Source organism: Mesorhizobium sp. Root102 (assembly GCF_001425625.1).
Classification (GTDB): Bacteria; Pseudomonadota; Alphaproteobacteria; order Rhizobiales; family Rhizobiaceae; genus Mesorhizobium.
The window spans coordinates 50,758-73,946 of sequence record NZ_LMCP01000047.1; the positions used below are offsets into that span (position 1 = coordinate 50,758).

Consider the following 23,189-nt stretch of genomic DNA (forward strand, 5'->3'; position numbering starts at 1 on the left):
TTGCGGTCAGGATCGTTGCGGCGCGTAGCACGACGTCGTAATCGTCCCCATGGCCGAGACCATGGAAGACCGCTAATATCCAATGCTCTGGGTAGCGGGGGCGCTTTGCGGACGATCGGCCAATTCCTGCTGTTGCTGACGGCATTGACTAGTTTCGATATCGGGACCGCCCGTGCCGTCACGCTCGATTCCAGCGTTGCCGTCACCGACCCCGCCACCTTGCAGGCGCTGGAGCGCGGCGGCCTGTCGATCAGCCGTCTGCTCGGACCGGCGCTCGGCCTCACCCGCGAGGTCGACAATCGCGGCCTGTTTTCGGTGCCGGCACTGGCTACGGTGCGCGACACAGTCAAACAGCAGATCGCCGACGAACCGAAGACCAGCCCCGACCCCTATGTCGCTGCCATGGCGAAGTCGAAGGACACCAGCCAGAAGTTCAATCCGAAATACATCGATGACGACGGTTCGACGCTGGACCTGACCGGCGTCGTCAACCGCATGGATCGCGGCTATCTCGGCCACACCGAATGCGGCGAAATCCGGCTGATCTACCGGTTCCACTATTCCGTCGCGGAAAAGCCAGCCAAGGGAAAGGCCGCCCAGCGCATTTCCTCGCGCCTGCCGCTGACCATGAGCCTGGTGTTCAACGCCAAGCCCAGGCAGGCACAAGCCCGCGCCTCGAAGGATTTGCCTGCCGGCACCGAAGTGTCCTGCGCCGATGTCGCCCAGCGCTGGCTGGCGGCCGGAAAAAAAGACCTGCCACCCGACCAGCTTGCCGCCTGGCTGCGCTCCGAGGAAGGGCCGCTGTCAGGTGCCATGCTGAATTCGTCGCAGGTCATGCGGCTCGAGCTCAACATGCAGGTGCTCAGGCTGTCGGCCTCGACGCGGCGCGATTTCGGCGGCCATGCGGAGTACCTGCTGAAGATCTTCAAATGGGATCCGGCTATATCCAGCTTCTATGAAGCGAAGATGGAAAACCAGATCGACCGCGCTACTGTGCTGGCCGACAAGCAGTCCTTCGCCAAATGGCTGCTCACCGACCGCAACATCTACGACCTCGATCATGGCCGGCTGGTCATCGACGAAAAGTTCCTGGCCAGGAGCGCCGTCTCCGTTGCACCCGGCGGGCTGAGCCGGTCGCAGAACAACATCGCCTACGGACTGGTCGACGACGCCGACATCGACAAGGCGCTGAAGGATTATGTCGCCAAAGGCAACACGCTCGCCACCATCAAGTCGGTGGCCGGCTTCGACCTGCGGCTCAACGAGATGAGCTGCACCGGCTGCCACCAGACGCATGGCATTGCTGGGTTCCACTACACCGGCGCCGACCCGGCCAGCGAGCCCCGCCGCAACGCCGTCTTCGTGCCCGGTTCGGCCGTGTTCTTTGCCGACCTGCCGCGCCGCCGCGCCATCGTCGAGCAGTTCGCCGCCGGCGGCCATCCGGACTTTACGCGCGGCTTCGCCGCCCGTCCCGACGCGAAATATGCCGAGGCGCTGCAAGGCACCGACCTCTACAATGGCTGGGGCTCGATCTGCTATCGCGGCGAGGATCCAAGCTTCAGGGACTGGATCTGCGGCACGGGCCTGCGCTGCGCCGGCGTCCATGAAAGCGCCATCCATCCGGGCTTCGGCACCTGCGTCAGCGAGGCCGGCACGGCGGTCGGTGATCCCGTCGAGTTCGGCGAGATCAAAATGTCGACATGGGGCAACGACCAGTATTGCCGCCTGTCACCCGCCACCGCCAAGGCCTGCGCCATCGACCCGGCGCGGGACAAGAAGCCGCTGGTGAAGCTCGCCGGCTATGGCGCGGCGCGCCAGCGCTACGACAATCCGCAGCAGAAGACCGGCGGCTTTCCCGGCGGCATGCTGCGCAAGGCAAGCTGCGACAAGCTACCCGACGAGGCGACGTGCGGACGTCTGGCCAAGACCGGCTTCAACGACTGCATCGCGTCGGGCAAATACCACAAATTCTGCACCAGGGAGTTCACCAAGACCGGCGGCCTGCGCTCCTGCGACAAGGCGCATCCCTGCCGCGAGGACTACATTTGCACCGCCGGCTACGACGATCTGGCGCAAGCAAGGACCGGCAAGGGCACCTGCATTCCGCCCTATTTCATCTTCCAGTTTCGCGTCGACGGGCATCCCAGAAGCTGGGTGCAGGATGTCAGGGGGTGAGAGACCGGTTTGCCGCAGGAAAATTGAAAGGTCCAGTGGACCTTTCAAAGGGCTCGAACGCCCGGAGCCATAGCGGAGGGCCAAGCGATACTGCCGCAAGAAAGGCGCCGTCACCACGTCCCAACAGGCAGCCTTTGCCTACAGCCGCTGACGTCAGCCTGACAGACGTCTAATCTTTCTGCTTGGCGCCGGCGCTCTTGCCGTCGGAGCTCTTCGAACGCTCCTCGAAACGCGCCGCGCCTTTTTTCAGCGGATGGCCGGTCTCGGCCTCGGTCTTGCGCTCATCTCTCGCCGCCGCCTGTTTCAGTCCCTTGGCCGCCTGCTTGCCCTTTGCGGTCGGTGCCTGTTCAACGCCCATCGCTTCCTCCCTTGCCGCGCGACATCGCGCGGTGTCAGAAGTAACGTGCTTAGCGCGCGAGGGTTCCGGAGGCTGGGGAAATCCGACGGCAGTGCGGTTCAGTGCGCCGCCGTCATCGCCTTGCGGAAGGCTTCCAGCGTCTCGGCGCTGACATGATGCTCGATGCCCTCGGCATCGATGCGCGCCGTTTCGGCACTGACACCGAGCGAGCGCAAAAAAGCTTCCACCGTCTGGTGGCGGATCCGGCTTTCCTCCGCGACCTTGCGCCCAGTATCGGTCAGGAACACGCCGCGATAGGGCTTTCGCGACACCAGACCGTCGGCGCACAGCCGCGTCAGCATCTTAGCCACGGTAGGCTGGGCGACGCCGAGCCTCGCTGCGATGTCGACCTGGCGCGCCTCGTTGCCGTCCTCGATCAGGTCGGCGATCAGCTCGACATAATCCTCGACCAGCGCGCTGCGGCGCGCTTCGCGCGTCTGCCGGAACCCTTCCGAATGGACATCGGCGTCGGGCAGCGGCTCGCGCGGGACCGGTCTGTTCTTCAGCGCCAATGCGCGCTCCTCCCGAGGCTTTTGCTGTCCATGCATTCATAGCACGGGCTCTGATTCTTCAGGCCGTTTATTTGCATTACGCCGCAGGCGCAACCGGCGTCTCCGATTGCCGCCTGATAAAAAGCACGAACAATGAAATATAGCATATTGAATAATGTTGAGCCATGGCATAGCTTAAGGCAGCATCGCCCAGTCTCGCGGAAAGCTCTCCCCATGTCCGAAGCCGAAGCCACAGCCCCCCGTTCCTCTTGGCGGTTCGCCAGGCCGGATGAGGACGAACAGCCCAGCCTGCGCGAAGTCAATTCTTCCATCGCCGTGCCGAGTTCGGGCGTCTGGTTCCGTCGCCTGTTCGCCTTCATGGGACCCGGCTATATGATCTCGGTAGGCTATATGGATCCCGGCAACTGGGCGACCGACCTCGCCGGCGGCGCGCAGTTCGGCTACACGCTGCTGTTCATCATCATGCTCTCCAACCTGATGGCGATCCTGCTGCAGGCGCTGGCGGCACGGCTCGGCATCGCCACCGGCCGCGACCTTGCCCAGGCCTGCCGGGCCTATTACCCCCGCCCGGTCAATTTCGTGCTGTGGATCGCCTGCGAACTGGCCATCATCGCTTGCGACCTTGCCGAGGTCATCGGCACAGCGATCGCTCTGCAGCTTTTGTTCGGCATTCCGCTGATCGGCGGCGCGATGCTGACGGCGCTCGACGCCTTCCTTGTACTGCTCTTGATGAACAAGGGCTTCCGCTATCTCGAAGCCTTCGTCATCGCGCTTTTGATCATCATCTTCAGCTGCTTCGCCATCCAGATCTTCGTCGCCGCCCCGCCGGCGGGCTCGATCCTGCACGCCATGTTCGTGCCGTCGTCGGAAATCGTCACCAATCCGGCGATGCTCTATATCGCCATCGGCATCATCGGCGCCACCGTCATGCCGCACAATCTCTATCTGCACTCCTCGATCGTGCAGACTCGCGCCTATGAACGCACCGACAAGGGCAAGCGCGACGCCATCAAATGGGCAACGACGGACTCGACCATCGCCCTGATGCTGGCGTTGTTCGTCAACGCGTCGATCCTGATCGTGTCGGCGGTCGCCTTCCACAACACCGGCCACCAGGACGTCGCCGAGATCGATCAGGCCTTCGAGTTGCTGTCCCCGCTGCTCGGCCTCAGCATCGCCTCGATCCTGTTCGCCGTCGCGCTGCTGGCTTCCGGCCTGAACTCGACGGTGACGGCAACGCTTGCCGGCCAGATCGTGATGGAAGGTTTCCTGCGCCTGCGCATCCCCAATTGGGCGCGCCGGCTTCTGACCCGCGGCCTCGCCATCATCCCGGTGGTGGTCGTCACCGCGCTCTATGGCGAAAAGGGCACCGGCCAGTTGCTGGTGTTCAGCCAGGTCATCCTGTCGATGCAGTTGCCCTTCGCGGTCGTCCCGCTGGTGCAGTTCGTCTCCGACAAGAAGAAGATGGGCAACCTTGCCATTCCGCGCGGCGTCGCAGCCCTTGCCTGGGTGGTTGCCGCCATCATCCTAGTGCTCAACTTCAAGCTGCTTTACGATACCACGTTCGGGGTCGGCTGAGCTCCGCCTCGCCGGGAAAATCGGCTACCCTCCGTGCACCGGGTAGTGCCGCGACAAATCGGCAATCCGCGCTATGTTCTCCGGCATCATGACCCGGATCGAAGACATCAGGAAATTCTACGCGCGGCTGATGGCCGCCAATGCCGGTTCGCCCGACCCACGCCTGGAGGCGGTTTTCGCCGAGGTGCCGCGCGAAGCGTTTCTCGGCCCCGGACCGTGGATGATCATCGCCGGCAACGGCAAGGTCACGACGACGAGCGCCGATCCGGCCCACATCTATCAGACGGGCGAGAAGACTCAGGCCAGGCGGAAGCATTGCTTCTATGAAAGATCGCCTCCCCGCTCCATCTCGGCTTCGCCGAGCGACCTCCCCCACATTCGTGGATGCGAGGAACCCAGGTTCTGAGGAGCTTCAAGCCGCCTGCGGCCGCCGCGCCAGCCCGTCGCGGATATGCCGCGCGAATTCCTGCGCCGCCGGGCCGACGCCATGCCTTGGCAGATGCAGGTTGATGGCAAAATTCGGCAGCGGCGGCAGGCCGGACTCTGATGGCAATATGTCGAGATCGGCCGGCACCGTGGAGGCCAGCCATGCGGTGACGGCGAGGTCGGAACGCACCGTCGCCGTCGTCGCGTCGATGTTGCCGTTTTCGAAGACGGTGCGCCATTCCAGCCCATGCTCGCCGAGCGCCGCCAGCACTGCCGGCCGGAAAGCGCAGGTGTCGGCGACGATCGAGACCGGCAGCGGCCGCTTGGCGCGGGCAACTCCGCCCTTGGCGCCGACCCAGACCAGCCGGTCGATGGCAAGGCATTCGCCCGCCGACGGGCCGACGCGTTCCTCGATTACCGCAAGGTCGATGGTCCCGGCCGCAAGGGCGGCAGTCAGTTCCGGCGACGAGGCGCAGACCAGCGATATCTCGACCTGCGGATAGGTCTCGGCATAGGTCTTCAGTACCGGCGCCAGCAAGGTGCCGACAAGGTCGTAAGGCACGCCGAGCCTCACCTGGCCGGCCACCGGTGTCTCAGCCATTTCGGCCCAGATCTCGTCATTCAAGGCCAGCAGCCGCTTGCCCTTGCCAAACAGCTGTTCGCCGGCACGCGTCAACCGCAAGCGGCGCCGGTCACGCTCGAACAGGCTGGAACCGAGCGCCTCCTCCAGCCGCTTGACCTGCTGGCTGACCGCGCCCTGTGTCAGGTGCAGCGCATTGGCCGCCGCCGTCATGCTGGCCTTGTCGGCGACGGTGACGAAGGTGCGGATCAGCGCCATGTCGAGATTTCGGATCATGGCTAACATTATAGATGCTAATGCTGAGCATCGCAAACATTGCATTTACTGATGCTATTCCAAGTCTACCATGGAGCCTCGAAAAAGGACGTCCCATGCTAGAGCCCATCATCCCGCTCATCCTCTTCGCCGTCATTGCCACCACAACGCCCGGCATCGCTACGACCCTCTCGACCGCGTCCGGCGCGCAGTTCGGCTTTCGCCGCTCCGTGCCCTTGCTGGTCGGCAGCGCCGCCGGCCTCGCCACGGTGACGGGCGCCGCCGCGGCCGGGCTTGCCGGCCTGCTGCTTGCCATGCCCTCGCTGCAACTGGCGATGAAGGTCATCGGCTCGCTCTATCTCGTTTGGCTGGCGATCAAGATCGGCCGCAGCGGACCGCCCGATCTGGACGTGACCATGGCCAGGCCGAACAGCTTTCTCGGCGGCGCCGGCATTCAATGGATGAACCCGAAGGGCTGGGCGATGGGGTTGGGCGCCGCCGCCTCGTTCGCGGCATTGGCCAGCGGGCCGATGCAGCTCGCGCTGCTGCTCGGTGCCACCTTCGGTCTCGCTGCCGCCGCCTCGCTGTCGCTGTGGTGCGTGGCCGGTATGCTGCTTGCCCGGCTGCTCAAGACCGAGTGGCAATGGCGCGCGCTCAACATCGTGCTGGCACTGGTGCTGGCCGCCTCGATCATTCCGATGTGGCGGTCGGCGTAAAGTACCCAAGCCCTCAAAGTTAGCGCCACTACCCACCCGGACCTTCGGTCCGACCTCCCCACAAGGGGGAGGTAGGGAGTCCAGCTTTTTCGTCCCCCACAAGACCATTGTCGCATGGACGGACGAGGCACTTCCTCACCCTCCCCCTTGTGGGGAGGGTCGCTGCGGAGCAGCGGGGTGGGGGTCCTGGTTCGCAAAGCGAACCAGCCTTGCCAACCCTCAAGCCGCGTAGCGGGCTGCCGGCTTGTCGGCGTGCAGGCTGCCGTAGAAGGTCTGCCGGGCGCCAAGGAAAATGTCCAGCTTGGCGGCGTCGGCAAGTCCAGGCACGGTAACGGCTTCGCCCTTCGCCAGGCCGACAAGTGCTGCATCGACCAGATCGTCGGCCGTCATGACGATCTCTTGCGGAAGGGCGTCGATATCGCTGCCGGCAATTTCCCAGAAATCGGTCCGGGTTGCGCCGGGCAGCACCACCTGGGCCTTCACCTGCGTACCCGCGACCTCACGCTGCAGGGCCTCGGTGAAGTTGACGACATAGGCCTTGGTGCCGCTATAGATGCCGCCGAACGAGGTGTCGAAGGCGAGCACCGAGGCGATGTTGACGACGGCGCCGCGGTTGCGCGCCAAAAACCCCGGCAGCACGGCGCGGGTCAGGCGCGTCAAGGCGATGACATTGACCTTGATCATGCGCTCGGCTGCATCAGCGTCGGCCGTCGCCACCACCTGCGCACCACCAATGCCGGCATTGTTGACCAGCAGCGTCACGCTGTCGTCGGCTGATATCGCCTGCTCGACGCGGCGGACGTCATTGTCGTCGGCGAGATCGGCGCTGATCAAGCTGACCTTGCGGCCGTAGACATAACGCAGCTTCTCGGCCAGCTCTTCCAGCCGGTCGGCGCGCCGCGCCACCAGCACCAAATCGTAGCCCTGCCCCGCCAGCCGGTCCGCATAGACCGCGCCGATGCCCGCCGAAGCACCGGTGACGACCGCGGTGCCCCTGTTGCTCTGTCCACTCATTGTCCTGTTCCTTCTTCGATTGATTTGCTTCATTTCGACCTGGCCGCCGGCCCCGTGAGCAATCACCCTCGCCCTGCCGGCAAAGCCATCTGATTTCATTTAGTGGCATATGCCACTATCTTGAAATAGGCATATGCCACTATCTTGTCAATGACCGCAACGAGGATTATTTGAGAGGCAGCGGCCGGACATCATTCGCCGGCGCCAAGGACCCGTCATGTCAAAGGACACCCTGCCCGGCCTCACACTCTGCAACAACGCCATGCTGCGTCGCGCGGCGCGCAAGCTCGGCCAGTTCTATGATGATGTCATGGCGCCTTCGGGCCTGAAGGCCACGCAACAGGGCCTGCTCTACCAGATCCATATCGGCAACGAGCCGGCGATGGGCGCCATTGCCGCGTCGCTGATCATGGATCTGTCGGCGCTCGGCCATACGCTGAAGCCGCTTATCCGCGACGGCTATGTCGAGACCTTCGCCGACCCGGACGATCGCCGCATCAAGCGCGTGCGGTTGACGCCGCAAGGTCTGGTCAAGCTCGATGAGGCGATGAAGCTGTGGCACATTGCCCAGCAGCGTTTCGAGGACGTGGCCGGCAAGGAACAGGCGGAAAGGCTGCGCGCGGCACTGGATCACATCGCCGCGCTGGATTTCGATCTGCCGCCGGCCGCGCCCTGAGGCGTTGGGCCGGCGTTGCCAACAGTCTCTACTCAGCCGGCATGGCGACCGGCCGGGCGGCCCAGCGGCCGGCCAGCACGATGCCGAGCCCGATGATCGGGAAGGCCGCGGCGATCAGGCCAAGATCGGCCGGCGCGCCGTAACGCAGCACCGCACCGCCGACCACGGCGCCCAGCGCCACGCCGAGATAGAGCGCCGAACCGTTGAGCGACAGCACGATCGGGGCGGCGTCGGGCGCCAGCTTGATGATGCGGCTGGCCTGCGCCGGCGGGAACGCCCAGCCGACGATGCCCCACGGCACCATCATCGCCATCAGCGCCGGCCCGGCAATATGCGGCGGCAGGAAAGTCGGAATGACCGACAGCATCACCAGCATGACGGCGCTGAGTGCCAGCGACCAGCCGACGGTGCGGGTCGCGCCGAACCGGTCGGCCGCCTGGCCGCCTGCGATGTTGCCGATGACCGCGCCGACCCCGAAGGCGAGCAGCATGCCGGGCAGCGCGATCTGGCTGAGCCCGCCGCCCTCGATGGCGAGCGGCGCGACATAGGCAAAGACGGTGAAGGCACCGGTCAGCGCCAGCAATGTCGTTGCAAGGATCGGCATCACGCCGGGACGCATGGCGGCCGCCAGCCTGCGCTTCAGGGGCAGCTTGGTGCCGACGATGCCGCGCGGCAGCCGGTACCACAGGATGGCGCCGGCGAGCGCGCCGAGGCCGGCGATGGCGTAGAAGGTGCCACGCCAGCCGGCAAACGCCGCGACGAGGGCGCCGAGCGGCGCGCCGACGGCAACCGCCACCGTGGTGCCGCCGACGACGACGGCGATGGCACGCCCCCGGTGATGGTCATCGACCAGCGCCACCGCGGTTCCTTGCGCGGTTGCCGCGAACAGGCCCGACGACAGCGCCATGACGATGCGCGCGATCAGAAGAAGCTCGAAGGAGGAACTCAGGGCGGCGGCGATGTTGCCGAGCACGAAGAACACCAGCGTCCACAGGATGACGCGGCGCCGGTCCCATTCGCCGGTCAGCGTCGCCAGGATCGGCGTACCGACCGCGTAGGCGAGCGCGAAGGCGGTGATCAGCGTGCCGGCCAGCGGAATGGAAATGCCGGCGTCGGCGGCGATGTCGGGCAGAAGGCTGGAGATGACGAAGCCTTCGGTCGAGATCGTGAACGATCCGAGTGCAAGCCAGAAGAGGCGCTTGTCCATGGGGCGGTGTCCTTAGTTCAAAAGTTATTGAACAATTGGACATAACGAGGCATGATGTCAATGAAGCCAGGGGAAAATAGCAGAACCCTCCTGACAGCCCTGTGTCAGCACGGTCGGTCGGCACGGTCGAGAAGCGGAGAAACAGTGCGTACGGGCACAAAAGGACGGATGCGTTGAAATCGGCCCCGACTGTGCTTAGTTTCGAGCCATGACCTTGCCACACCCCAATACGGATCAGATCAGCCTACCGATCGTGCTCGGCGTGCTCGGCGACCCGACCCGGCTCGCCATCGTGCGCTATCTCGCGAGCAAGGAAGGCGTGCCGCTGAACTGCAGCCAGTTCCTCGATCTCGGCTCGAAGACCAATCTGAGCTACCACCTCGCCAAACTGCGCGAAGCCGGCGTCACCCGCGCCGAGGTGGTAGGTACCAACCGCATGATCACGCTGCGCCGCGCCGATCTCGACGCCCGCTTCCCCGGCCTGCTCGACAGCGTCATCGCCGCCGCCGGCGACGATCGGGCCCTGCCGGCGGTCGGCGGCCACGACATCGAAATCCGCGCCTGAGGATGTTCCTCGCTCCCACGAAACGGGGGACAGGAAACGCTGTCTCACCACCGGAGCTCCCCTTATGCGGATCGCCGTCCTCGCTGATATCCACGGCAACGTCCTGGCGCTCGACGCCGTGCTTGAGGATCTGCGCCAGCGCGGCGGTGCCGATCTGACCGTCAATCTCGGCGACAGCGTTTCCGGCCCGCTGTGGCCGCGCGAGACGTTTGCGCGGTTGGAGGCGCTCAACCTGCCGACGGTGCGCGGCAACCACGACCGCCGCGTCGCGGCCGATCCGGCCGACGAGACCATGTGGGCCTCCGATGTCTATGCGCAGGAGCGGCTGACCGAGGCACAGCGCCAGGTGCTTTTCGCCCAGCCGCTGACGCTGGAGATCGCGCCCGGAATCATCGCTTTCCACGCCCGCCCCGACCACGACGAGAAATATCTCGCCGATACGATCGTCAATGGCCAGCTGGTGCGCGCGCCGCTGGCGGCGATCCGGCGCCGGCTGAAGGCGCTGGACCTCGCCTGCCGCATCGCGCTGTGCGGCCACAGTCACCGCGCGGAACTGATCCGCATCCCCGACGGTCCCATCATCTTCAACCCCGGCAGCATCGGCTGCCCCGCCTATGACGATTCCACCCCGCCGGCGCATCTCTCCGAGCAGGGCTCGCCACATGCCCGCTATGGCATCGTCACCTTGGGCAGCGCGGGTCAGGCCGACCGCTTCGAGGCTATCGCCGTCGACTACGACCATGAGGCCGCGGCCAGACAGGCCGAGCAGGCGGGCCGGCCGGAATGGGCTCACGCGCTCAGGACCGGATTTATCTCAGGCTGAACGCTTTTGCGTTCATGCCTCAGGCTGAACGCTTTTGCGTTCATGCCTCAGGCTGAGCTTGGTGATGCCTCCCGACTGAACCCCCTTGCGTTCATGTCGAGGCTGAACGCTTTTGCGTTCATCCCGGCTGAACTGGCTCACAGTCTGGCGGGCTGGCACAGGCGAAACGGCGGTCGAATTTTCGGGCTTACATGGCGGCGCGTCGTCCCTTATAAAATCCGCCGGGCATGCGGCGGGCCGCGATCCGTCGCTGCGTGGTGTCTTGAGTATCAGCGCACGGCCAAACGATGAGGCGCACAGTTACGCTCCGAACAACCCTGCATGCGCTGATTGCCGCCCCGCTGCTGATGGCGGCATGGCCGGTCATTGTCACGGCCGAAGAGGCGCCGGATCTCGTCATCTCCATCGTCATCGGCCTGGCGCCGGACGATCTTCTCAAGGTCCGCACCGCCGCATCGCCGATAGCCAAGGTCGAAACGCGTCTGGCTGGAGGCGACAGCGTTACCAATCTCGGCTGCAATGACGTCAATGGCTACAAATGGTGCATGATCGAGACCACCGGCAAGGAAAAGCTGAGCGGATGGGCGCCAGCGCGCTACCTCATCCCTCTCAATCCGGCCCCCTATGTCGAAGGCGAGACAAGACGGGCCCATGCACCCGTGGTTGCCTCCACGGGGAGCGGCAATGAGGCCGACCAGGCATCGGCGAACAGCACGGTAGCCGCCGGCGCGGATGTCCGGGCCCAGGCGCCAGTCGCGCCGCCCGACCTGACGGCGCGGCTTGGCGGCGCCGGTCCGGTAGCCGAAAGCACGCCGAAATCCGGCGCCGAAATCGGCCGCGCCGCCATGCAGGATGCCTACCGCCTGGCACTGGCGGCGACCGACGCCGCGCCGGATCCCGCTTCTGCCCCGGGTGTCAGCGAAATTCCTTGCGCCCGCTATGTCGGCGAGCCGATGACGCGTTGCGAGATCAGCGTCGAGCGCAAGGGCAGTGACAACGTGGACGTCACGGTCACCTGGCCCGATGGCGGCACGCGCGTGATTTCCTTCCGCGGCGGCCAGCCGGCCAGCTCCGACGCGCCCAGCGACTTCCGCTTCACCCGCGAAGGCAGCCTGAACATGATCCGCGTCGGCATCTCCGAACGCTTCGAGATCACAGACGCCGTCGCATTCGGGGATTAGTTGTCGGGACCAAGGCAGTAGGGCTTGGGCAGTAGGGCTTGCCTATTGCCTACAGCCTAATCCCCAATCCCTACTGCCTAATCCCTCATTTTCGGGGTTACATCGGGCAAACTCTTCCCTATAAGGCCCTCCTAGCCTGATACCAGAATCGCGAACACAACCGGCCGGGTCTTCCCGTCCCGGTTTTTTGTGCAAGCCGCCCGCCAAACGGACCTATGACATGCCAAGACGCACTGACATCAAGTCGATCCTGATCATCGGGGCCGGCCCCATCGTCATCGGCCAGGCATGCGAGTTCGACTATTCCGGCACCCAGGCCTGCAAGGCGCTGAAGGAAGAGGGTTTCCGCGTCATCCTGGTCAATTCCAATCCGGCCACCATCATGACCGACCCGGAACTGGCCGACGCCACCTATATCGAGCCGATCACCCCGGAAGTCGTGGCCAAGATCATCGCCAAGGAACGGCCCGACGCACTGCTGCCGACCATGGGCGGCCAGACCGCGCTCAACACCGCTTTGTCGCTGCGCCGCATGGGCGTGCTCGAGCGCTACAATGTCGAGATGATCGGCGCCGACGCCACGGCCATCGACAAGGCCGAGGACCGCGCGCTGTTTCGCGAGGCGATGAAGAAGATCGGGTTGGAAACGCCGAAGTCGATGCTGGCCAACGCCACCGACGTCAAGAACACCGACCGCAAGACGCATGAGGCCGAGCGCGCCGCACTGAAAGCCGAGAAGCCGGCCGATCTCGACGCCGCCCTCGATGCGCTCGAAACCCGCTGGAACCTTGGCGAAGGCGACCGCAAGCAGCGCTACATCAGCCATGGCATGGCGATCGCCGCCCAGGCGCTCGACCATGTCGGCCTGCCGGCCATCATCCGCCCGTCCTTCACCATGGGCGGCACCGGCGGCGGCATCGCCTACAACCGCGCCGAATTCTACGAGATCGTCCAGTCCGGCCTCGACGCCTCGCCGACCACCGAAGTGCTGATCGAGGAGAGCGTGCTCGGCTGGAAAGAGTATGAGATGGAGGTCGTCCGGGACAAGGCGGACAATTGCATCATCGTCTGCTCGATCGAAAACATCGATCCGATGGGCGTGCACACCGGCGACTCGATCACTGTCGCCCCTGCCCTGACGCTCACCGACAAAGAATACCAGATGATGCGCAACGCCTCGATCGCGGTGCTGCGCGAGATCGGCGTCGAAACCGGCGGCTCCAACGTCCAGTTCGCCGTCAACCCGGCCGATGGCCGCCTCGTCGTCATCGAGATGAACCCGCGCGTCTCGCGCTCGTCGGCCCTGGCCTCCAAGGCGACCGGTTTCCCGATCGCCAAGATCGCCGCGAAACTCGCCGTCGGCTACACGCTGGACGAGCTGGAGAACGACATCACCGGCGGCGCCACGCCCGCCTCCTTCGAGCCGTCGATCGATTACGTCGTGACGAAGATCCCGCGCTTTGCCTTCGAGAAATTCCCCGGCGCCGAGCCGGTTCTGACGACCGCCATGAAGTCGGTCGGCGAGGTCATGGCCATCGGTCGCACCTTCCAGGAATCGCTGCAGAAAGCCCTGCGCGGACTGGAGACCGGCCTGACGGGTCTGGACGAGATCGAGATTCCCGGCCTCGGCTATGGTGCGGCGACCGCCAACCATGCAGACGACCGCAACGCGATCCGCGCCGCATTGGGCACCCCGACGCCCGACCGGCTGCGCATGGTGGCGCAGGCGATCCGCATGGGCACCTCGCTGGAAGACGTGCACGCCATGTGCAAGATCGACCCGTGGTTCCTCGAGCAGATCGCCGGTATCGTCGCCATGGAAGCCCGCATCCGCGAGCACGGCATCCCTGAGGATGCTGTCAATCTGCGCATGCTGAAGGCGATGGGCTTCTCCGATGCTCGCCTCGCGTCGCTGACGAAGACCGACGCTGAAGTGATTCAGAAGATTCGCGAAAAGCTCGACGTTCATCCAGTTTATAAGCGCATCGACACCTGTGCGGCCGAGTTCGCCTCGCCCACCGCCTACATGTACTCGACCTATGAAGTGCCGTTCGCAGGCAGCCTCGCCAACGAGGCGCAGGTCTCGTCGCGCAAGAAGGTCGTCATCCTCGGCGGCGGCCCCAACCGCATCGGCCAGGGCATCGAGTTCGACTATTGCTGCTGCCACGCCGCATTCGCGCTGCGCGACGCCGGCTATGAAGCGATCATGATCAACTGCAACCCGGAGACCGTGTCGACCGACTACGACACCTCCGACCGGCTCTATTTCGAGCCGCTGACGGCGGAGGACGTGCTGGAGATCCTGCGCGCCGAGCAAGTGGCGGGCGAACTGGTCGGCGTCATCGTCCAGTTCGGCGGCCAGACGCCGCTGAAGCTGGCCGATGCGCTGGAGAAGGCCGGCATCCCGATCCTCGGCACCTCGCCAGACATGATCGATCTGGCCGAAGACCGCGACCGCTTCCAGAAGCTGCTGCACAAGCTTGGCCTCACCCAACCGAAGAACGGCATCGCCTATTCGGTCGAGCAGGCCCGCCTCGTCGCCGGCGAGCTCGGTTTCCCCCTGGTGGTGCGTCCCTCCTATGTGCTGGGCGGCCGCGCCATGCAGATCATCCATGACGAGGGCATGCTGCAATCCTATCTGCTCGACACCGTGCCCGGCCTGGTGCCGGAGGACATCAAGCAGAAATACCCCAATGACAAGACCGGCCAGATCAACACGCTGCTGGGCAAGAACCCGCTGCTGTTCGACACCTATCTCAGTGGCGCCATCGAGGTCGATGTGGACTGTCTCTGCGACGGCAAGGCGACCTTCGTCTCAGGCATATTGGAGCACATCGAGGAGGCCGGCATCCATTCGGGCGACAGTGCCTGCTCGCTGCCGGTGCACTCGCTGCCCTCGGAGCTGGTCGACGAGCTGGAGCGCCAGACATCGGCGCTCGCCCGCGCGCTCAATGTCGGCGGCCTGATGAACGTGCAGTACGCGATCAAGGACGGCACCGTCTATGTGCTGGAGGTCAACCCGCGCGCGTCACGCACCGTGCCGTTCGTCGCCAAGACCATCGGGCGTCCGATTGCCAAGATCGCCGCCCGCATCATGGCCGGCGAAACGCTGGAAAATGCCTTCGCCCATTATGGCGCCATGCCCGATCCCCGCAATCCCGGCCACATCGCGGTCAAGGAAGCCGTGTTCCCCTTCGCCCGCTTCCCCGGCGTCGACATCTTGCTCGGGCCGGAAATGCGGTCCACCGGCGAGGTCATGGGCCTCGACCGCGACTTCGCGCTCGCCTTCGCCAAGAGCCAGTTGGGCGCCGGCGTCGACTTGCCACGCTCCGGCACGCTGTTCGTCTCGGTGCGCGACGAGGACAAGAAGGGCATCCTGCCGGCGGTCAAGCGCCTTGCCGGCCTCGGCTTCAAGGTGCTGGCAACCTCCGGCACGCAACGCTTCCTCGCCGAAAACGGCGTCGACGCGCAGAAGATCAACAAGGTGCTGGAAGGCCGCCCCCACATCGAGGACGCCATCCGCAACCGCCAGGTGCAGATCGTCTTCAACACCACGGACGGCCAGAAGGCGGTGTCGGACTCGAAGTCGCTGCGCCGCGCCACGCTGATGCAGAAGGTGCCGTATTACACGACGATGTCGGGTGCGGCCGCCGTGGCGGAGGCGATTGCAGCGTTGAAGGCGGGGAGTTTGGAGGTCAGGCCGCTGCAGGAGTATTTTGCGTAAGGAGGTTAGCTCCCTTCTCCCCGTTGAGAAGATGCCGGCAGGCAGATGAGGGGCAGCGCCGGCCTCCCAAATTGGACTGACCAGCTTAGCTCGCGACATCGGCGACAACTGCTTTCGTAGCCTTGGCCTTCGCTCGTTCCAGTTTGTTCATTGCCTTTCGCATTCTGGCGACCGCTTCCTTTGCCTTGTCGCCTTCGATCGTATCCCGCTTGATTACTTCGTTTTCAATCAACTGAGATAGGTTCTCGTTGCCGACTTTGATGTCGGGGAACAGTTTGCGGATTTCGCGACGCACCACCGAAATTACAACTTCGGACCGGATGACCGCAGAAACCGTAAACTTGTTGAACAGTTGAGCCTGCTGGTGAAAGGCGTCCATCGCATCGGTCGTCAGCCCCTCCTTAGCAAACAGGAAGAGGCACTGCAGATGATCCTCGTTCTTGGGATTCATGTCCGCAAAGACGATGCGGCAAACTTCTTCGTGGCTGATCTGGTTTGCCACATAGATACGGACCAGCCGCCATTCGACCGCATTGGTCAGGATCACCCAGTGAATGCCTTGATGAGCTCCGTAGTCGATAACCTGCCTCAGGTGATTATCGGCTAAACTGCTACCGGCTGATTTCACTTCGACAAGCAATCGCAACTTCCCTGCGATCTTGATCGCGAGATCACAGTACGTCGCTTTGATCTGATGCTCGGAGGTCAATTCATCATATTTGTCGTAGCCAAAAACCTCAGCCAAGATGTCCTTGATTAAGGTAACCGTGTCGGCCTCCGCCACATCGGATTTCTGCTGAGCCAGCGTGATCCGTTGATACTTCTTGAGATTCGACGTTACACGTTCGACGAATTTCTTCGGTAATTTACTCAATGACTCGCCCTCCCTATCCCCAATATGAATTGAGGACGAGTTTGCTTGAAAGACAAGTGAAAATTTATGTTAGAGATTGCGGCCCTTCGCAGGCTCAGGGCGTTCGAACTTCGAAAAGCCAAGCAATTGGCCTTCGTCCGCTGCGCGGATCATTTCTCACCCTCACGCCACAGCCACACACTCAATCTCGATATCAAACTCCATCGGCCAAGAAGCCACCGGCACGAAACTCCGCGCCGGCGGGTTCACGCTGAAGTACTTGGCGTAAACCCGGTTGATGGCGTTGTAGAAGCCGGAATTGACGGCGTAGATGCGCACCATCACCACGTTGTCCAGCGAGGTGCCGGCCGCTTCCAGGCAATGTTTCAGCGCCTTCAGCGATGCCTCGGTCTGCGTTTCGATGTCGCCGCGCACCATCTCGCCGGTCACCATGTCCACCGGCGGCGTCGCCGAGATGAACACGAAGCCGTTGGCCTTCACCGCTGTCGAGCAGGGCAGGCCGAGCGCCCGCACCTTGGCCGACATGACCGGCACTTCGATGACTTCCTTCTTCATGGCAAATCTCCCTTTGTTTTCAGGGAGCTTATCCCGGCACTGGCGGAACGCCAGCACCGACGCATGGTCCAGAGCTCACGCCGTCGCCACGCACTCGATCTCGATATCGAATTCCATCGGCCATGACGCCACCGGCACGAAGGTCCGCGCCGGCGGGTTGACGCTGAAGTACTTCCCATAAACCCGGTTGATGGCGTTGTAGAAGCCGGAGTTGACGGCGTAGATGCGCACCATCACTACGTTTTCCAGCGAGGTGCCGGCCGCTTCCAGGCAATGTTTCAGCGCCTTCAGCGACCTATCCAATCGCCCGCAGCACACGCAACTCCGCCGGACGTTTCTGTATCGCGGCCAGAGAGCCGAGCCCCAGCCAATCAGCCGCATTGGACGTGTATTTGCGCGGGCCATCGATCTGGATGTCACCGCTGGCAAGGGCGCCGGAGAGGCCCTGCGAGCCGATCCATATGCGCACCATGGTTTTCAGCGCGGCTTCGACCTGCACGTCGATCTCGAAGCCCGGATCGACATAGCAGAGGTCCACCTCGCCGCGCGCGAACACCAGCCAGTGCAGCCGCTTGCCTTCCGGTGCGTCGGGAAAATGGAAGCGCACGACGAAGCGATCGGGAAGGCTGGGCAGGCGGCGGACGTGGCGCCTGATGTCCCACATCAGGAAATCGGTATCGACATCGGCGAGCGACGGCTCGACATCGATCCATTCCTGCCCCCAGACCGCGATCGCGCGCACCACCTCGCCGAGCGCCTTGCCGGCTTCCGTCAGCCGGTAGGCGGCCGGCTTGCCGGGGCCTTCGCTGCCGCGCGAGACCAGCCCGAAGGCTTCGAACTCCCTCAGCCTCTGCGCCAGCAGCGTGCGCGACACCAGCGGCACGCCGCGCCGGATCTCGTTGAACCCGCTCGCACCTTCGAGCAATTGTCGCAGGATCAGCACGGTCCAGCGGGTGCACAGAATCTCCGCCGCCATCGAGAGCGGACAATACTGACCGTAGCCATTGCGTTCCTGCATTTTGCACCGGTCCGCTGCGTCGGAAAACAGACTGCCTGCCCTGTATAGGCCTGCGCGCGCGCCACGACCAGTCCAGCTTCTGGACTAGTCGGCCCTCCCATCCGGTGCAAGCATTGCCTCCGCGTCGCGACGGCATCCGTTGCGGCAATCCAGGGAGGGTTCGAACCATGGCGCAGGCCGACCCCAACATTCTGACTGATGTGGCCCAGCTTCGCGAGATCGTCGGTCCGGTGGGCGAGAAGGTGGCGAACAAGACGATCGACCATATCGACGCGATCTGCGCGACCTTCATCTCGATGTCGCCCTATCTCGTCCTGGCGACGCGGGGGCGCGACGGTTTGCTCGATCTCTCCCCCAAGGGAGATCCCGCCGGCTTTGTCGATGTGCTGAATCCCAGGACACTTGCCATTCCCGACCGTCTCGGCAATGGCCGTTTCGACAGCTACGAGAACCTGATCGCCGAGCCTTCGCTTGCCCTGATCTTCCTCATTCCGGGCCACACCGACACGCTTCGCGTTGCCGGAGAAGGCCGCATCAGCCGCGCCCCCGAACTGCTCGCCCGCTATCCGGTCAATGGAAAGGAACCGCGTTTCGTCCTCCTGGTCACGGTGCGGCAAGCCTTCCTGCATTGCGCCAAGAGCACGGTGCGGGCCGGCCTCTGGCGCCAGGAGACATGGCCGGACTCGTCATGCGTCCCGTCGCTGGCCCAGGCAATGGTGGCGCATGGCAAGCTGGCGCTTGGCGTTGCCGAGATGCAGGACATCATCGACAGGGATGGAAAGACGAGGCTCTATTGAGGCGCCCTCACGCCACCGCCACACACTCGATCTCGATATCGAACTCCATCGGCCAGGACGCCACTGGCACGAAGGTTCGCGACGGCGGATTGTCGGGGAAATGCCTGGCATAGACGCGGTTGATGGCGTTGTAGAAGCCGGAATTGACGGCGTAGATGCGCACCATGACCACATTGTCCAGCGAGGTGCCGGCCGCTTCCAGGCAGTGTTTCAGCGCCCTCAGCGACGCTTCGGTCTGCACCTCGATGTCGCCCTTGACCAGCCTGCCGGTCGCAATATCGAGCGGCGGCGTACCGGACACGAAGACCAGCCCCGCGGCCCTGGTCACCAGCGACAGCGGCACGCCGAGCGCCCGCACGGCAGCCGACAGCACCGGCACTTCGATAATTTCCTTCTTCATGGCACTCCTCCCTGGGTTCGCAGGGAGCTTATCCCGGCACCGGCGAAACACCAGCGGCGACGCATGGTCCAGGGCTCACCTCTGCCCCGGATAGGGCGTTCCATCCTTGTGCAGGAAGCGCCCGCCGGGGCTCGGGCTCATCATGTCGATGTCGGAGCAATTGATGACATCGTCGCGATTGCGCGAGCCGACCTCGAGGTAGAGCGCCGTCGTGGCGGAGCGGTTGATCAGGTGATGGCCGTTGCCGCTGTTCTTGGCAAACGTCGCGCAGTCGCCGGCCCTGAGCAGCGTCTCGCCACCGTCCTCGACCAGCGTCAGTTCGCCCTCCAGCAGATAGACGAACTCGTCCTCATGGCTGTGCCAGTGGCGCTGGCTGGACCAGCCGCCGGGCGGCAATGTCATCAGATTGACGCCGAAATCCGTGAGGCCGCCGGCATCGCCCAGACGACGGCGCGTACGGGTGGCGCAGGGTGCATCGAAGGGCGCGGGGTAGCCGGAACCCTTGCGGATGGGCACGGTGGCGAGGTCGATCTTGGGCATGGGATGCTCCTCGGATTGATGCCGGCAGTGTAATTCACGGCGGGCGCAGGCACAGAGCCACTAGCGGCACTTGGTTTGCCAGGCCGTTGGCGAAGCGGTGAGGCATCCACCGTGGCGCTCTACGGCGCCCCCCTCTGTCCTGCCGGACATCTCCCCCACAAGGAGGGAGATTGGCCGTCACCGCGGCTTTCGCCAATTTTCAACGTTGCAAGAAAAAGCCGGCGCCAAAGCTGCCAATCTCCCCACCTGTGGGGGAGATGTCCGGCAGGACAGAGGGGGGCGCCGTAGAGCGCTGATTTTCGAATGAGGGTGCTCCGGTTTTGGCGACGCCTAGAGGGCGGCTCCTCAACGACAACACCCCTCCCCATACTGCAGCTGCTCGTTCCAGTTCGGCCGGCCCTCTGGCGTGAAATCCATCAAGTTCCACAGGATCTCGCAGGTGCCGAGGCCGCGCGGATCCTGGCCGGGTTCCGTTGGTGCGAAATCCAGTTCCGACGACCAAAAATGGCGGATGCCGTCGGCGTCGCGATGAAACACGGACAGCAGCGGGATCTGCGCGCCGTCGGCATCCTCGGCATTGTAGTCGCGCTTGAAGCTGTTGCCGGCCGACGACACCAGCCGCATGTTGCGCCAGCCACGGTCGCGGCCGAGCGTGACCAGGTTTTCGAGCGCGGTCTTGGCCACCACCGCGAAGTTGAAGCCGGCTGCCTGGAGATGGCCGACCGCGCCGTCGAACTGGTCGAGCAGCGCCGTGCAGGACGGGCATGGCTGGTCCTGTCGCGCAAGCCTCGCCGTGCCGCCGCTCGCTGCCACCTCGCGCGCCTCCTGCGGATGACGGGGAAACATCATGTTATAGAGGATCAGCGAGTCCTTGCCCGGGGCAAACAACTCCGACAGTTTGACCTTGGCCGGCCTTCCATGGGCATCCAGCGCGTCGAACTCATAGTCCTGGCGGATCGGCCCGCCTGGCGGAAGCGCGCGCCGAGCCTCGGCGACCTCTTCCATGACGCGGCGCAGCTCGATTTCCTTGCGCAGCAGTTTTTCACGCGCGGTGCGGTATCTGGCGGATTCGTTGGGAAAGGTGATCATGGTCGGCTCCTTCAAGTCGCGGCGCCGGCGTCCCGGCGCGGTTGCTCTGCGACCCAAGGACGTTTGGCGACGATCGGTTCCGACATTTTTGTACGCCGCGTGGCGGCGAGGAGCATACCTCCCGAGAGCGCGGACAAACGCTACTCTGCCGCCGGCACCGGACAGTCCAGCACACCTTCCTCGCAATGCAGATAGCCCTGAAAATCCTTCAGCCTGAGGTTGGTGAGCCCCGCCTGACAATTGGCGACCACCATCGGACGGACGCTGCCGGCGGTTTCGGGCGGGCCGCCCTGGAAGGCGCATTCGGCGTCGCGGAAAGCGACCCAGGCGCGTTGCGCATCGACCAGCAGCTTCTTCGACCCCGCATTGTCCTTCAGCCGGCCTTCGATCTGCTTGTAGGCCTGGTTGAGCTTCTTGTCGGCTGCGTCGAAATCCTTGCTGGCGCATTCGTCCATGGTGGCCTGGTCCTGCGCATTGGCGCAGTCGTCGGCGGCTCTCGCGGGGCTCACAATGAGCGGAGCGGCAAGCATCAGGGTGGCAAGGCTGGAGAGCAGAAGCCGCATCGTGTTTTCCTCCGGTTCTGGCAAAGCCCCCACGCAGGCGAAGCTTAGCAACCGGATGAGTGCAGGCAAGATGCGGCCTGCCGCCTTGGTCGACAGTTCCTTTCCGAATACTCGGCGATGGAACCCGTCCGGCTTTTCCGGCATTCTCACCGCGGGTTAAAGCTTGCGCGCCTAGGGGACGAAATGCACGACGAAGAGATCGACCTGCGCTGCCCGCAAGTGGTGGCCGACAATGCCGCCAAGGGCCTCAGGCTGCGCGGAGAATTCGGCCGTGGCGGCACCGAGATCGGCGTGGCCCGCGCCACCGAACTGAAGAACCGCGAAAAGCTCGCCCCCTCCACCATCCGCCGCATGGTCAGCTACTTCGCCCGCCACGAGGTCGACAAGCGCGGCAGGAACTACGGCAATGAGAAAAACCCGTCGGCTGGCTACATCGCCTGGCTGCTGTGGGGCGGCGACGAGGGCCGCGCCTGGGCGCTGGAGCTTAAGAAGAAGATCGGCAACGCACCGGATATCTAGAAGATCGCGCAAGAAGGCGGGTTCCGAAACCCGCCCCGGAACCCGCCATGGAGGAGCTGACGCAAGCCGGTGCAGCCTCCCCCTGTGCCCAGCCAATCGACGATCCCGGATCGGCTGAAATGGTGTAGTGACGCAACGTTAGCATTGGCCGGCGGCCGTCTATGTGAAGCGGTTCACAATGCGCTGGAAAACCCGCCGGAACCAATCGAGATGGAGCGACCGAGCCCGGAGCAAAGAGTTTGATGGATGTCCCTCTGCAGCCGGCGACGGAAAATCCTCCCACGCGCCGGCAGCTTGTCAGACCCCACCCTCCATTGAATGCGAAGCAGCGCTTTGGGTTCCCAAATCACGCGGCTGTATTGCCGGCCCTAGAGACTGTTTCGAAATTCGCTCTGGCGAGTCATATGGTGGTGGTTTCGAGACCCGGAGCGCAGCGTACTTTTGGGTACGTGAGCACCGGAAGCGCAGAAAACGCCATCAGATGGCCGCCAGAGTAGAATTTCCAACAGTCTCTTAGCCTTCCCAGGCGACAGGCATCATGCCCAGCCGCTCGTAGAGCCGGACGGCGGCGGCGTTCTCGACCGTGTTGGTCTTGAGATCGACATGGTCGGCGCCGCGTTCGCGAAAAGTGGCGAAGACATGCCACATCAGCGCTTCGGCAATGCCCTTGCCGCGCACCTCGGGATGAACGGCAAGGTCCTTGACGAAGGCGCGGGTCCAGCACAGCGCCGCCGCCGCCAGCCGGCCCTTGGCGTCGATGACGAGGAAGCACAGTGCCGGGTCGAATTCGGGATCACCCGATATGCGCGGCCACCACTCATCGAACGGGCCATCGGCGCCGTCGTCGAACACTTCGGTCAACAGCGCATGCAAGGCCGACGCGTCGCCGGGCTCGAAGCTGCGCATGACAAAGCCCTCCGGCCAGTGCGGAGGAACCAGCGTCTCGTCGAGGATCTTGCGCAGCCGGACGTCGTTCAGAGCCGGCGGGCGCGGTTCAGGCATCGC

Annotated in this window: 23 protein-coding genes and 2 pseudogenes; 11 read left to right on the plus strand and 14 right to left on the minus strand. The window is 64.2% G+C overall.

Annotated elements, in window-relative coordinates:
- The first annotated feature begins 105 nt into the window (after positions 1 to 105).
- Positions 106 to 2,175 carry a hypothetical protein gene (locus ASD12_RS29960; RefSeq protein WP_056595351.1) on the plus strand — a complete coding sequence of 690 codons (2,070 nt, stop codon included), beginning with the start codon at positions 106 to 108 and terminating at the stop codon, positions 2,173 to 2,175.
- Between the two features lie 169 nt (positions 2,176 to 2,344).
- Here ASD12_RS29960 and ASD12_RS29965 read toward each other — a convergent pair whose 3' ends face one another.
- Both ASD12_RS29965 and mntR read right to left on the minus strand, forming a co-directional pair.
- Positions 2,345 to 2,533 (minus strand): hypothetical protein, encoded by a 189-nt coding sequence (locus tag ASD12_RS29965; RefSeq protein ID WP_056595353.1) that lies wholly within the window; start codon positions 2,531 to 2,533, stop codon positions 2,345 to 2,347.
- A 98-nt stretch (positions 2,534 to 2,631) separates the two neighbouring features.
- Complete coding sequence (gene mntR / locus ASD12_RS29970; RefSeq protein WP_056595355.1) at positions 2,632 to 3,084, minus strand: manganese-binding transcriptional regulator MntR; 453 nt, start codon at positions 3,082 to 3,084, stop codon at positions 2,632 to 2,634.
- 213 nt (positions 3,085 to 3,297) lie between these two features.
- On the opposite strand from mntR, the gene ASD12_RS29975 reads away from it, so the two are divergent.
- Positions 3,298 to 4,662 carry an Nramp family divalent metal transporter gene (locus ASD12_RS29975; protein ID WP_056595357.1) on the plus strand — a complete coding sequence of 455 codons (1,365 nt, stop codon included), beginning with the start codon at positions 3,298 to 3,300 and terminating at the stop codon, positions 4,660 to 4,662.
- Between the two features lie 88 nt (positions 4,663 to 4,750).
- Positions 4,751 to 4,945 (plus strand): annotated as a pseudogene (locus ASD12_RS33805) (SAM-dependent methyltransferase); the annotation flags it as partial.
- Positions 4,946 to 5,074: 129 nt separating this feature from the next.
- On the opposite strand, the gene ASD12_RS29985 reads toward ASD12_RS33805, so the two are convergent.
- Complete coding sequence (locus ASD12_RS29985) at positions 5,075 to 5,944, minus strand: LysR substrate-binding domain-containing protein (protein ID WP_082525756.1); 870 nt, start codon at positions 5,942 to 5,944, stop codon at positions 5,075 to 5,077.
- Between the two features lie 95 nt (positions 5,945 to 6,039).
- Here ASD12_RS29985 and ASD12_RS29990 point away from each other — a divergent pair, with 95 nt between their 5' ends.
- Positions 6,040 to 6,639, plus strand: a complete 600-nt coding sequence (locus ASD12_RS29990; protein ID WP_056595362.1) for a LysE family translocator — start codon at positions 6,040 to 6,042, stop codon at positions 6,637 to 6,639.
- A gap of 219 nt (positions 6,640 to 6,858) precedes the next feature.
- Here the strand turns inward: ASD12_RS29990 and ASD12_RS29995 are convergent, their stop codons facing one another.
- The gene (locus ASD12_RS29995) at positions 6,859 to 7,653 is read right to left on the minus strand and encodes an SDR family oxidoreductase (protein ID WP_056595364.1); all 795 of its coding nucleotides are present in this window, start codon (positions 7,651 to 7,653) and stop codon (positions 6,859 to 6,861) included.
- A 217-nt stretch (positions 7,654 to 7,870) separates the two neighbouring features.
- Between ASD12_RS29995 and ASD12_RS30000 the strand changes: the two genes are divergently transcribed.
- Entirely contained in the window at positions 7,871 to 8,329 is a 459-nt protein-coding gene (locus ASD12_RS30000; RefSeq protein WP_056595366.1) for a MarR family winged helix-turn-helix transcriptional regulator, read from the plus strand.
- A gap of 28 nt (positions 8,330 to 8,357) precedes the next feature.
- Here ASD12_RS30000 and ASD12_RS30005 read toward each other — a convergent pair whose 3' ends face one another.
- Entirely contained in the window at positions 8,358 to 9,536 is a 1,179-nt protein-coding gene (locus ASD12_RS30005; protein WP_056595368.1) for an MFS transporter, read from the minus strand.
- Positions 9,537 to 9,744: 208 nt separating this feature from the next.
- Between ASD12_RS30005 and ASD12_RS30010 the strand changes: the two genes are divergently transcribed.
- From ASD12_RS30010 to carB, 4 genes are all read left to right on the plus strand, one after another.
- Complete coding sequence (locus tag ASD12_RS30010; RefSeq protein WP_056595370.1) at positions 9,745 to 10,101, plus strand: helix-turn-helix transcriptional regulator; 357 nt, start codon at positions 9,745 to 9,747, stop codon at positions 10,099 to 10,101.
- 64 nt (positions 10,102 to 10,165) lie between these two features.
- Complete coding sequence (locus ASD12_RS30015) at positions 10,166 to 10,924, plus strand: metallophosphoesterase family protein (RefSeq protein ID WP_056595372.1); 759 nt, start codon at positions 10,166 to 10,168, stop codon at positions 10,922 to 10,924.
- Positions 10,925 to 11,211: 287 nt separating this feature from the next.
- Entirely contained in the window at positions 11,212 to 12,105 is an 894-nt protein-coding gene (locus ASD12_RS30020) for an SH3 domain-containing protein (protein WP_056595374.1), read from the plus strand.
- A gap of 220 nt (positions 12,106 to 12,325) precedes the next feature.
- Entirely contained in the window at positions 12,326 to 15,829 is a 3,504-nt protein-coding gene (gene carB, locus ASD12_RS30025) for a carbamoyl-phosphate synthase large subunit (protein ID WP_056595965.1), read from the plus strand.
- 85 nt (positions 15,830 to 15,914) lie between these two features.
- Here carB and ASD12_RS30030 read toward each other — a convergent pair whose 3' ends face one another.
- From ASD12_RS30030 to ASD12_RS30045, 4 genes and pseudogenes are all read right to left on the minus strand, one after another.
- On the minus strand, positions 15,915 to 16,703 hold the full coding sequence (locus tag ASD12_RS30030; protein WP_056595376.1) for a type I restriction enzyme HsdR N-terminal domain-containing protein: 789 nt from the start codon (positions 16,701 to 16,703) through the stop codon (positions 15,915 to 15,917).
- 162 nt (positions 16,704 to 16,865) lie between these two features.
- Positions 16,866 to 17,258, minus strand: coding sequence for a RidA family protein (locus tag ASD12_RS30035; protein ID WP_056595378.1), 393 nt, complete (start codon positions 17,256 to 17,258; stop codon positions 16,866 to 16,868).
- A gap of 75 nt (positions 17,259 to 17,333) precedes the next feature.
- A pseudogene (locus ASD12_RS30040) lies at positions 17,334 to 17,552 on the minus strand (RidA family protein); the annotation flags it as partial.
- Between the two features lies 1 nt (position 17,553).
- Positions 17,554 to 18,276, minus strand: a complete 723-nt coding sequence (locus ASD12_RS30045) for a helix-turn-helix domain-containing protein (protein WP_056595380.1) — start codon at positions 18,274 to 18,276, stop codon at positions 17,554 to 17,556.
- Positions 18,277 to 18,443: 167 nt separating this feature from the next.
- Between ASD12_RS30045 and ASD12_RS30050 the strand changes: the two genes are divergently transcribed.
- Complete coding sequence (locus ASD12_RS30050; protein ID WP_056595382.1) at positions 18,444 to 19,073, plus strand: MSMEG_1061 family FMN-dependent PPOX-type flavoprotein; 630 nt, start codon at positions 18,444 to 18,446, stop codon at positions 19,071 to 19,073.
- A gap of 7 nt (positions 19,074 to 19,080) precedes the next feature.
- On the opposite strand, the gene ASD12_RS30055 is transcribed toward ASD12_RS30050, so the two are convergent.
- The 4 genes from ASD12_RS30055 to ASD12_RS30070 form a co-directional block, all read right to left on the minus strand.
- Positions 19,081 to 19,473, minus strand: a complete 393-nt coding sequence (locus tag ASD12_RS30055) for a RidA family protein (RefSeq protein ID WP_056595384.1) — start codon at positions 19,471 to 19,473, stop codon at positions 19,081 to 19,083.
- A gap of 75 nt (positions 19,474 to 19,548) precedes the next feature.
- On the minus strand, positions 19,549 to 20,013 hold the full coding sequence (locus ASD12_RS30060) for a cupin domain-containing protein (protein WP_056595386.1): 465 nt from the start codon (positions 20,011 to 20,013) through the stop codon (positions 19,549 to 19,551).
- Between the two features lie 345 nt (positions 20,014 to 20,358).
- Entirely contained in the window at positions 20,359 to 21,102 is a 744-nt protein-coding gene (locus ASD12_RS30065) for a DUF899 family protein (RefSeq protein ID WP_056595388.1), read from the minus strand.
- A gap of 140 nt (positions 21,103 to 21,242) precedes the next feature.
- Positions 21,243 to 21,665, minus strand: a complete 423-nt coding sequence (locus ASD12_RS30070; RefSeq protein WP_056595391.1) for a lysozyme inhibitor LprI family protein — start codon at positions 21,663 to 21,665, stop codon at positions 21,243 to 21,245.
- A gap of 183 nt (positions 21,666 to 21,848) precedes the next feature.
- Here ASD12_RS30070 and ASD12_RS30075 point away from each other — a divergent pair, with 183 nt between their 5' ends.
- A complete protein-coding gene (locus ASD12_RS30075; protein ID WP_056595393.1) occupies positions 21,849 to 22,184 on the plus strand; it encodes a hypothetical protein in 336 nt (111 codons plus the stop codon).
- Between the two features lie 513 nt (positions 22,185 to 22,697).
- Here ASD12_RS30075 and ASD12_RS30080 read toward each other — a convergent pair.
- Positions 22,698 to 23,186, minus strand: a complete 489-nt coding sequence (locus ASD12_RS30080; protein WP_056595395.1) for a GNAT family N-acetyltransferase — start codon at positions 23,184 to 23,186, stop codon at positions 22,698 to 22,700.
- Between the last annotated feature and the right edge of the window lie 3 nt (positions 23,187 to 23,189).

What these genes read in the sequence shown, in the direction of transcription:
- ASD12_RS29990 (WP_056595362.1), top strand. Translation starts at nt 6,040, where the DNA reads ATGCTAGAGCCCATCATCCCGCTCATCCTCTTCGCCGTCATTGCCACC.
- ASD12_RS29975 (WP_056595357.1), top strand. Translation starts at nt 3,298, where the DNA reads ATGTCCGAAGCCGAAGCCACAGCCCCCCGTTCCTCTTGGCGGTTCGCC.
- ASD12_RS30080 (WP_056595395.1), bottom strand. Translation starts at nt 23,186, where the DNA reads ATGCCTGAACCGCGCCCGCCGGCTCTGAACGACGTCCGGCTGCGCAAG.
- ASD12_RS29985 (WP_082525756.1), bottom strand. Translation starts at nt 5,944, where the DNA reads ATGATCCGAAATCTCGACATGGCGCTGATCCGCACCTTCGTCACCGTC.
- ASD12_RS30070 (WP_056595391.1), bottom strand. Translation starts at nt 21,665, where the DNA reads ATGCGGCTTCTGCTCTCCAGCCTTGCCACCCTGATGCTTGCCGCTCCG.
- ASD12_RS30015 (WP_056595372.1), top strand. Translation starts at nt 10,166, where the DNA reads ATGCGGATCGCCGTCCTCGCTGATATCCACGGCAACGTCCTGGCGCTC.
- ASD12_RS30075 (WP_056595393.1), top strand. Translation starts at nt 21,849, where the DNA reads ATGCACGACGAAGAGATCGACCTGCGCTGCCCGCAAGTGGTGGCCGAC.
- ASD12_RS30045 (WP_056595380.1), bottom strand. Translation starts at nt 18,276, where the DNA reads ATGCAGGAACGCAATGGCTACGGTCAGTATTGTCCGCTCTCGATGGCG.
- ASD12_RS30050 (WP_056595382.1), top strand. Translation starts at nt 18,444, where the DNA reads ATGGCGCAGGCCGACCCCAACATTCTGACTGATGTGGCCCAGCTTCGC.
- ASD12_RS30035 (WP_056595378.1), bottom strand. Translation starts at nt 17,258, where the DNA reads ATGAAGAAGGAAGTCATCGAAGTGCCGGTCATGTCGGCCAAGGTGCGG.
- ASD12_RS30005 (WP_056595368.1), bottom strand. Translation starts at nt 9,536, where the DNA reads ATGGACAAGCGCCTCTTCTGGCTTGCACTCGGATCGTTCACGATCTCG.
- ASD12_RS29965 (WP_056595353.1), bottom strand. Translation starts at nt 2,533, where the DNA reads ATGGGCGTTGAACAGGCACCGACCGCAAAGGGCAAGCAGGCGGCCAAG.
- ASD12_RS30055 (WP_056595384.1), bottom strand. Translation starts at nt 19,473, where the DNA reads ATGAAGAAGGAAATTATCGAAGTGCCGGTGCTGTCGGCTGCCGTGCGG.
- ASD12_RS29995 (WP_056595364.1), bottom strand. Translation starts at nt 7,653, where the DNA reads ATGAGTGGACAGAGCAACAGGGGCACCGCGGTCGTCACCGGTGCTTCG.
- carB (WP_056595965.1), top strand. Translation starts at nt 12,326, where the DNA reads ATGCCAAGACGCACTGACATCAAGTCGATCCTGATCATCGGGGCCGGC.
- ASD12_RS30000 (WP_056595366.1), top strand. Translation starts at nt 7,871, where the DNA reads ATGTCAAAGGACACCCTGCCCGGCCTCACACTCTGCAACAACGCCATG.
- ASD12_RS30065 (WP_056595388.1), bottom strand. Translation starts at nt 21,102, where the DNA reads ATGATCACCTTTCCCAACGAATCCGCCAGATACCGCACCGCGCGTGAA.
- ASD12_RS30020 (WP_056595374.1), top strand. Translation starts at nt 11,212, where the DNA reads ATGAGGCGCACAGTTACGCTCCGAACAACCCTGCATGCGCTGATTGCC.
- ASD12_RS30060 (WP_056595386.1), bottom strand. Translation starts at nt 20,013, where the DNA reads ATGCCCAAGATCGACCTCGCCACCGTGCCCATCCGCAAGGGTTCCGGC.
- ASD12_RS30010 (WP_056595370.1), top strand. Translation starts at nt 9,745, where the DNA reads ATGACCTTGCCACACCCCAATACGGATCAGATCAGCCTACCGATCGTG.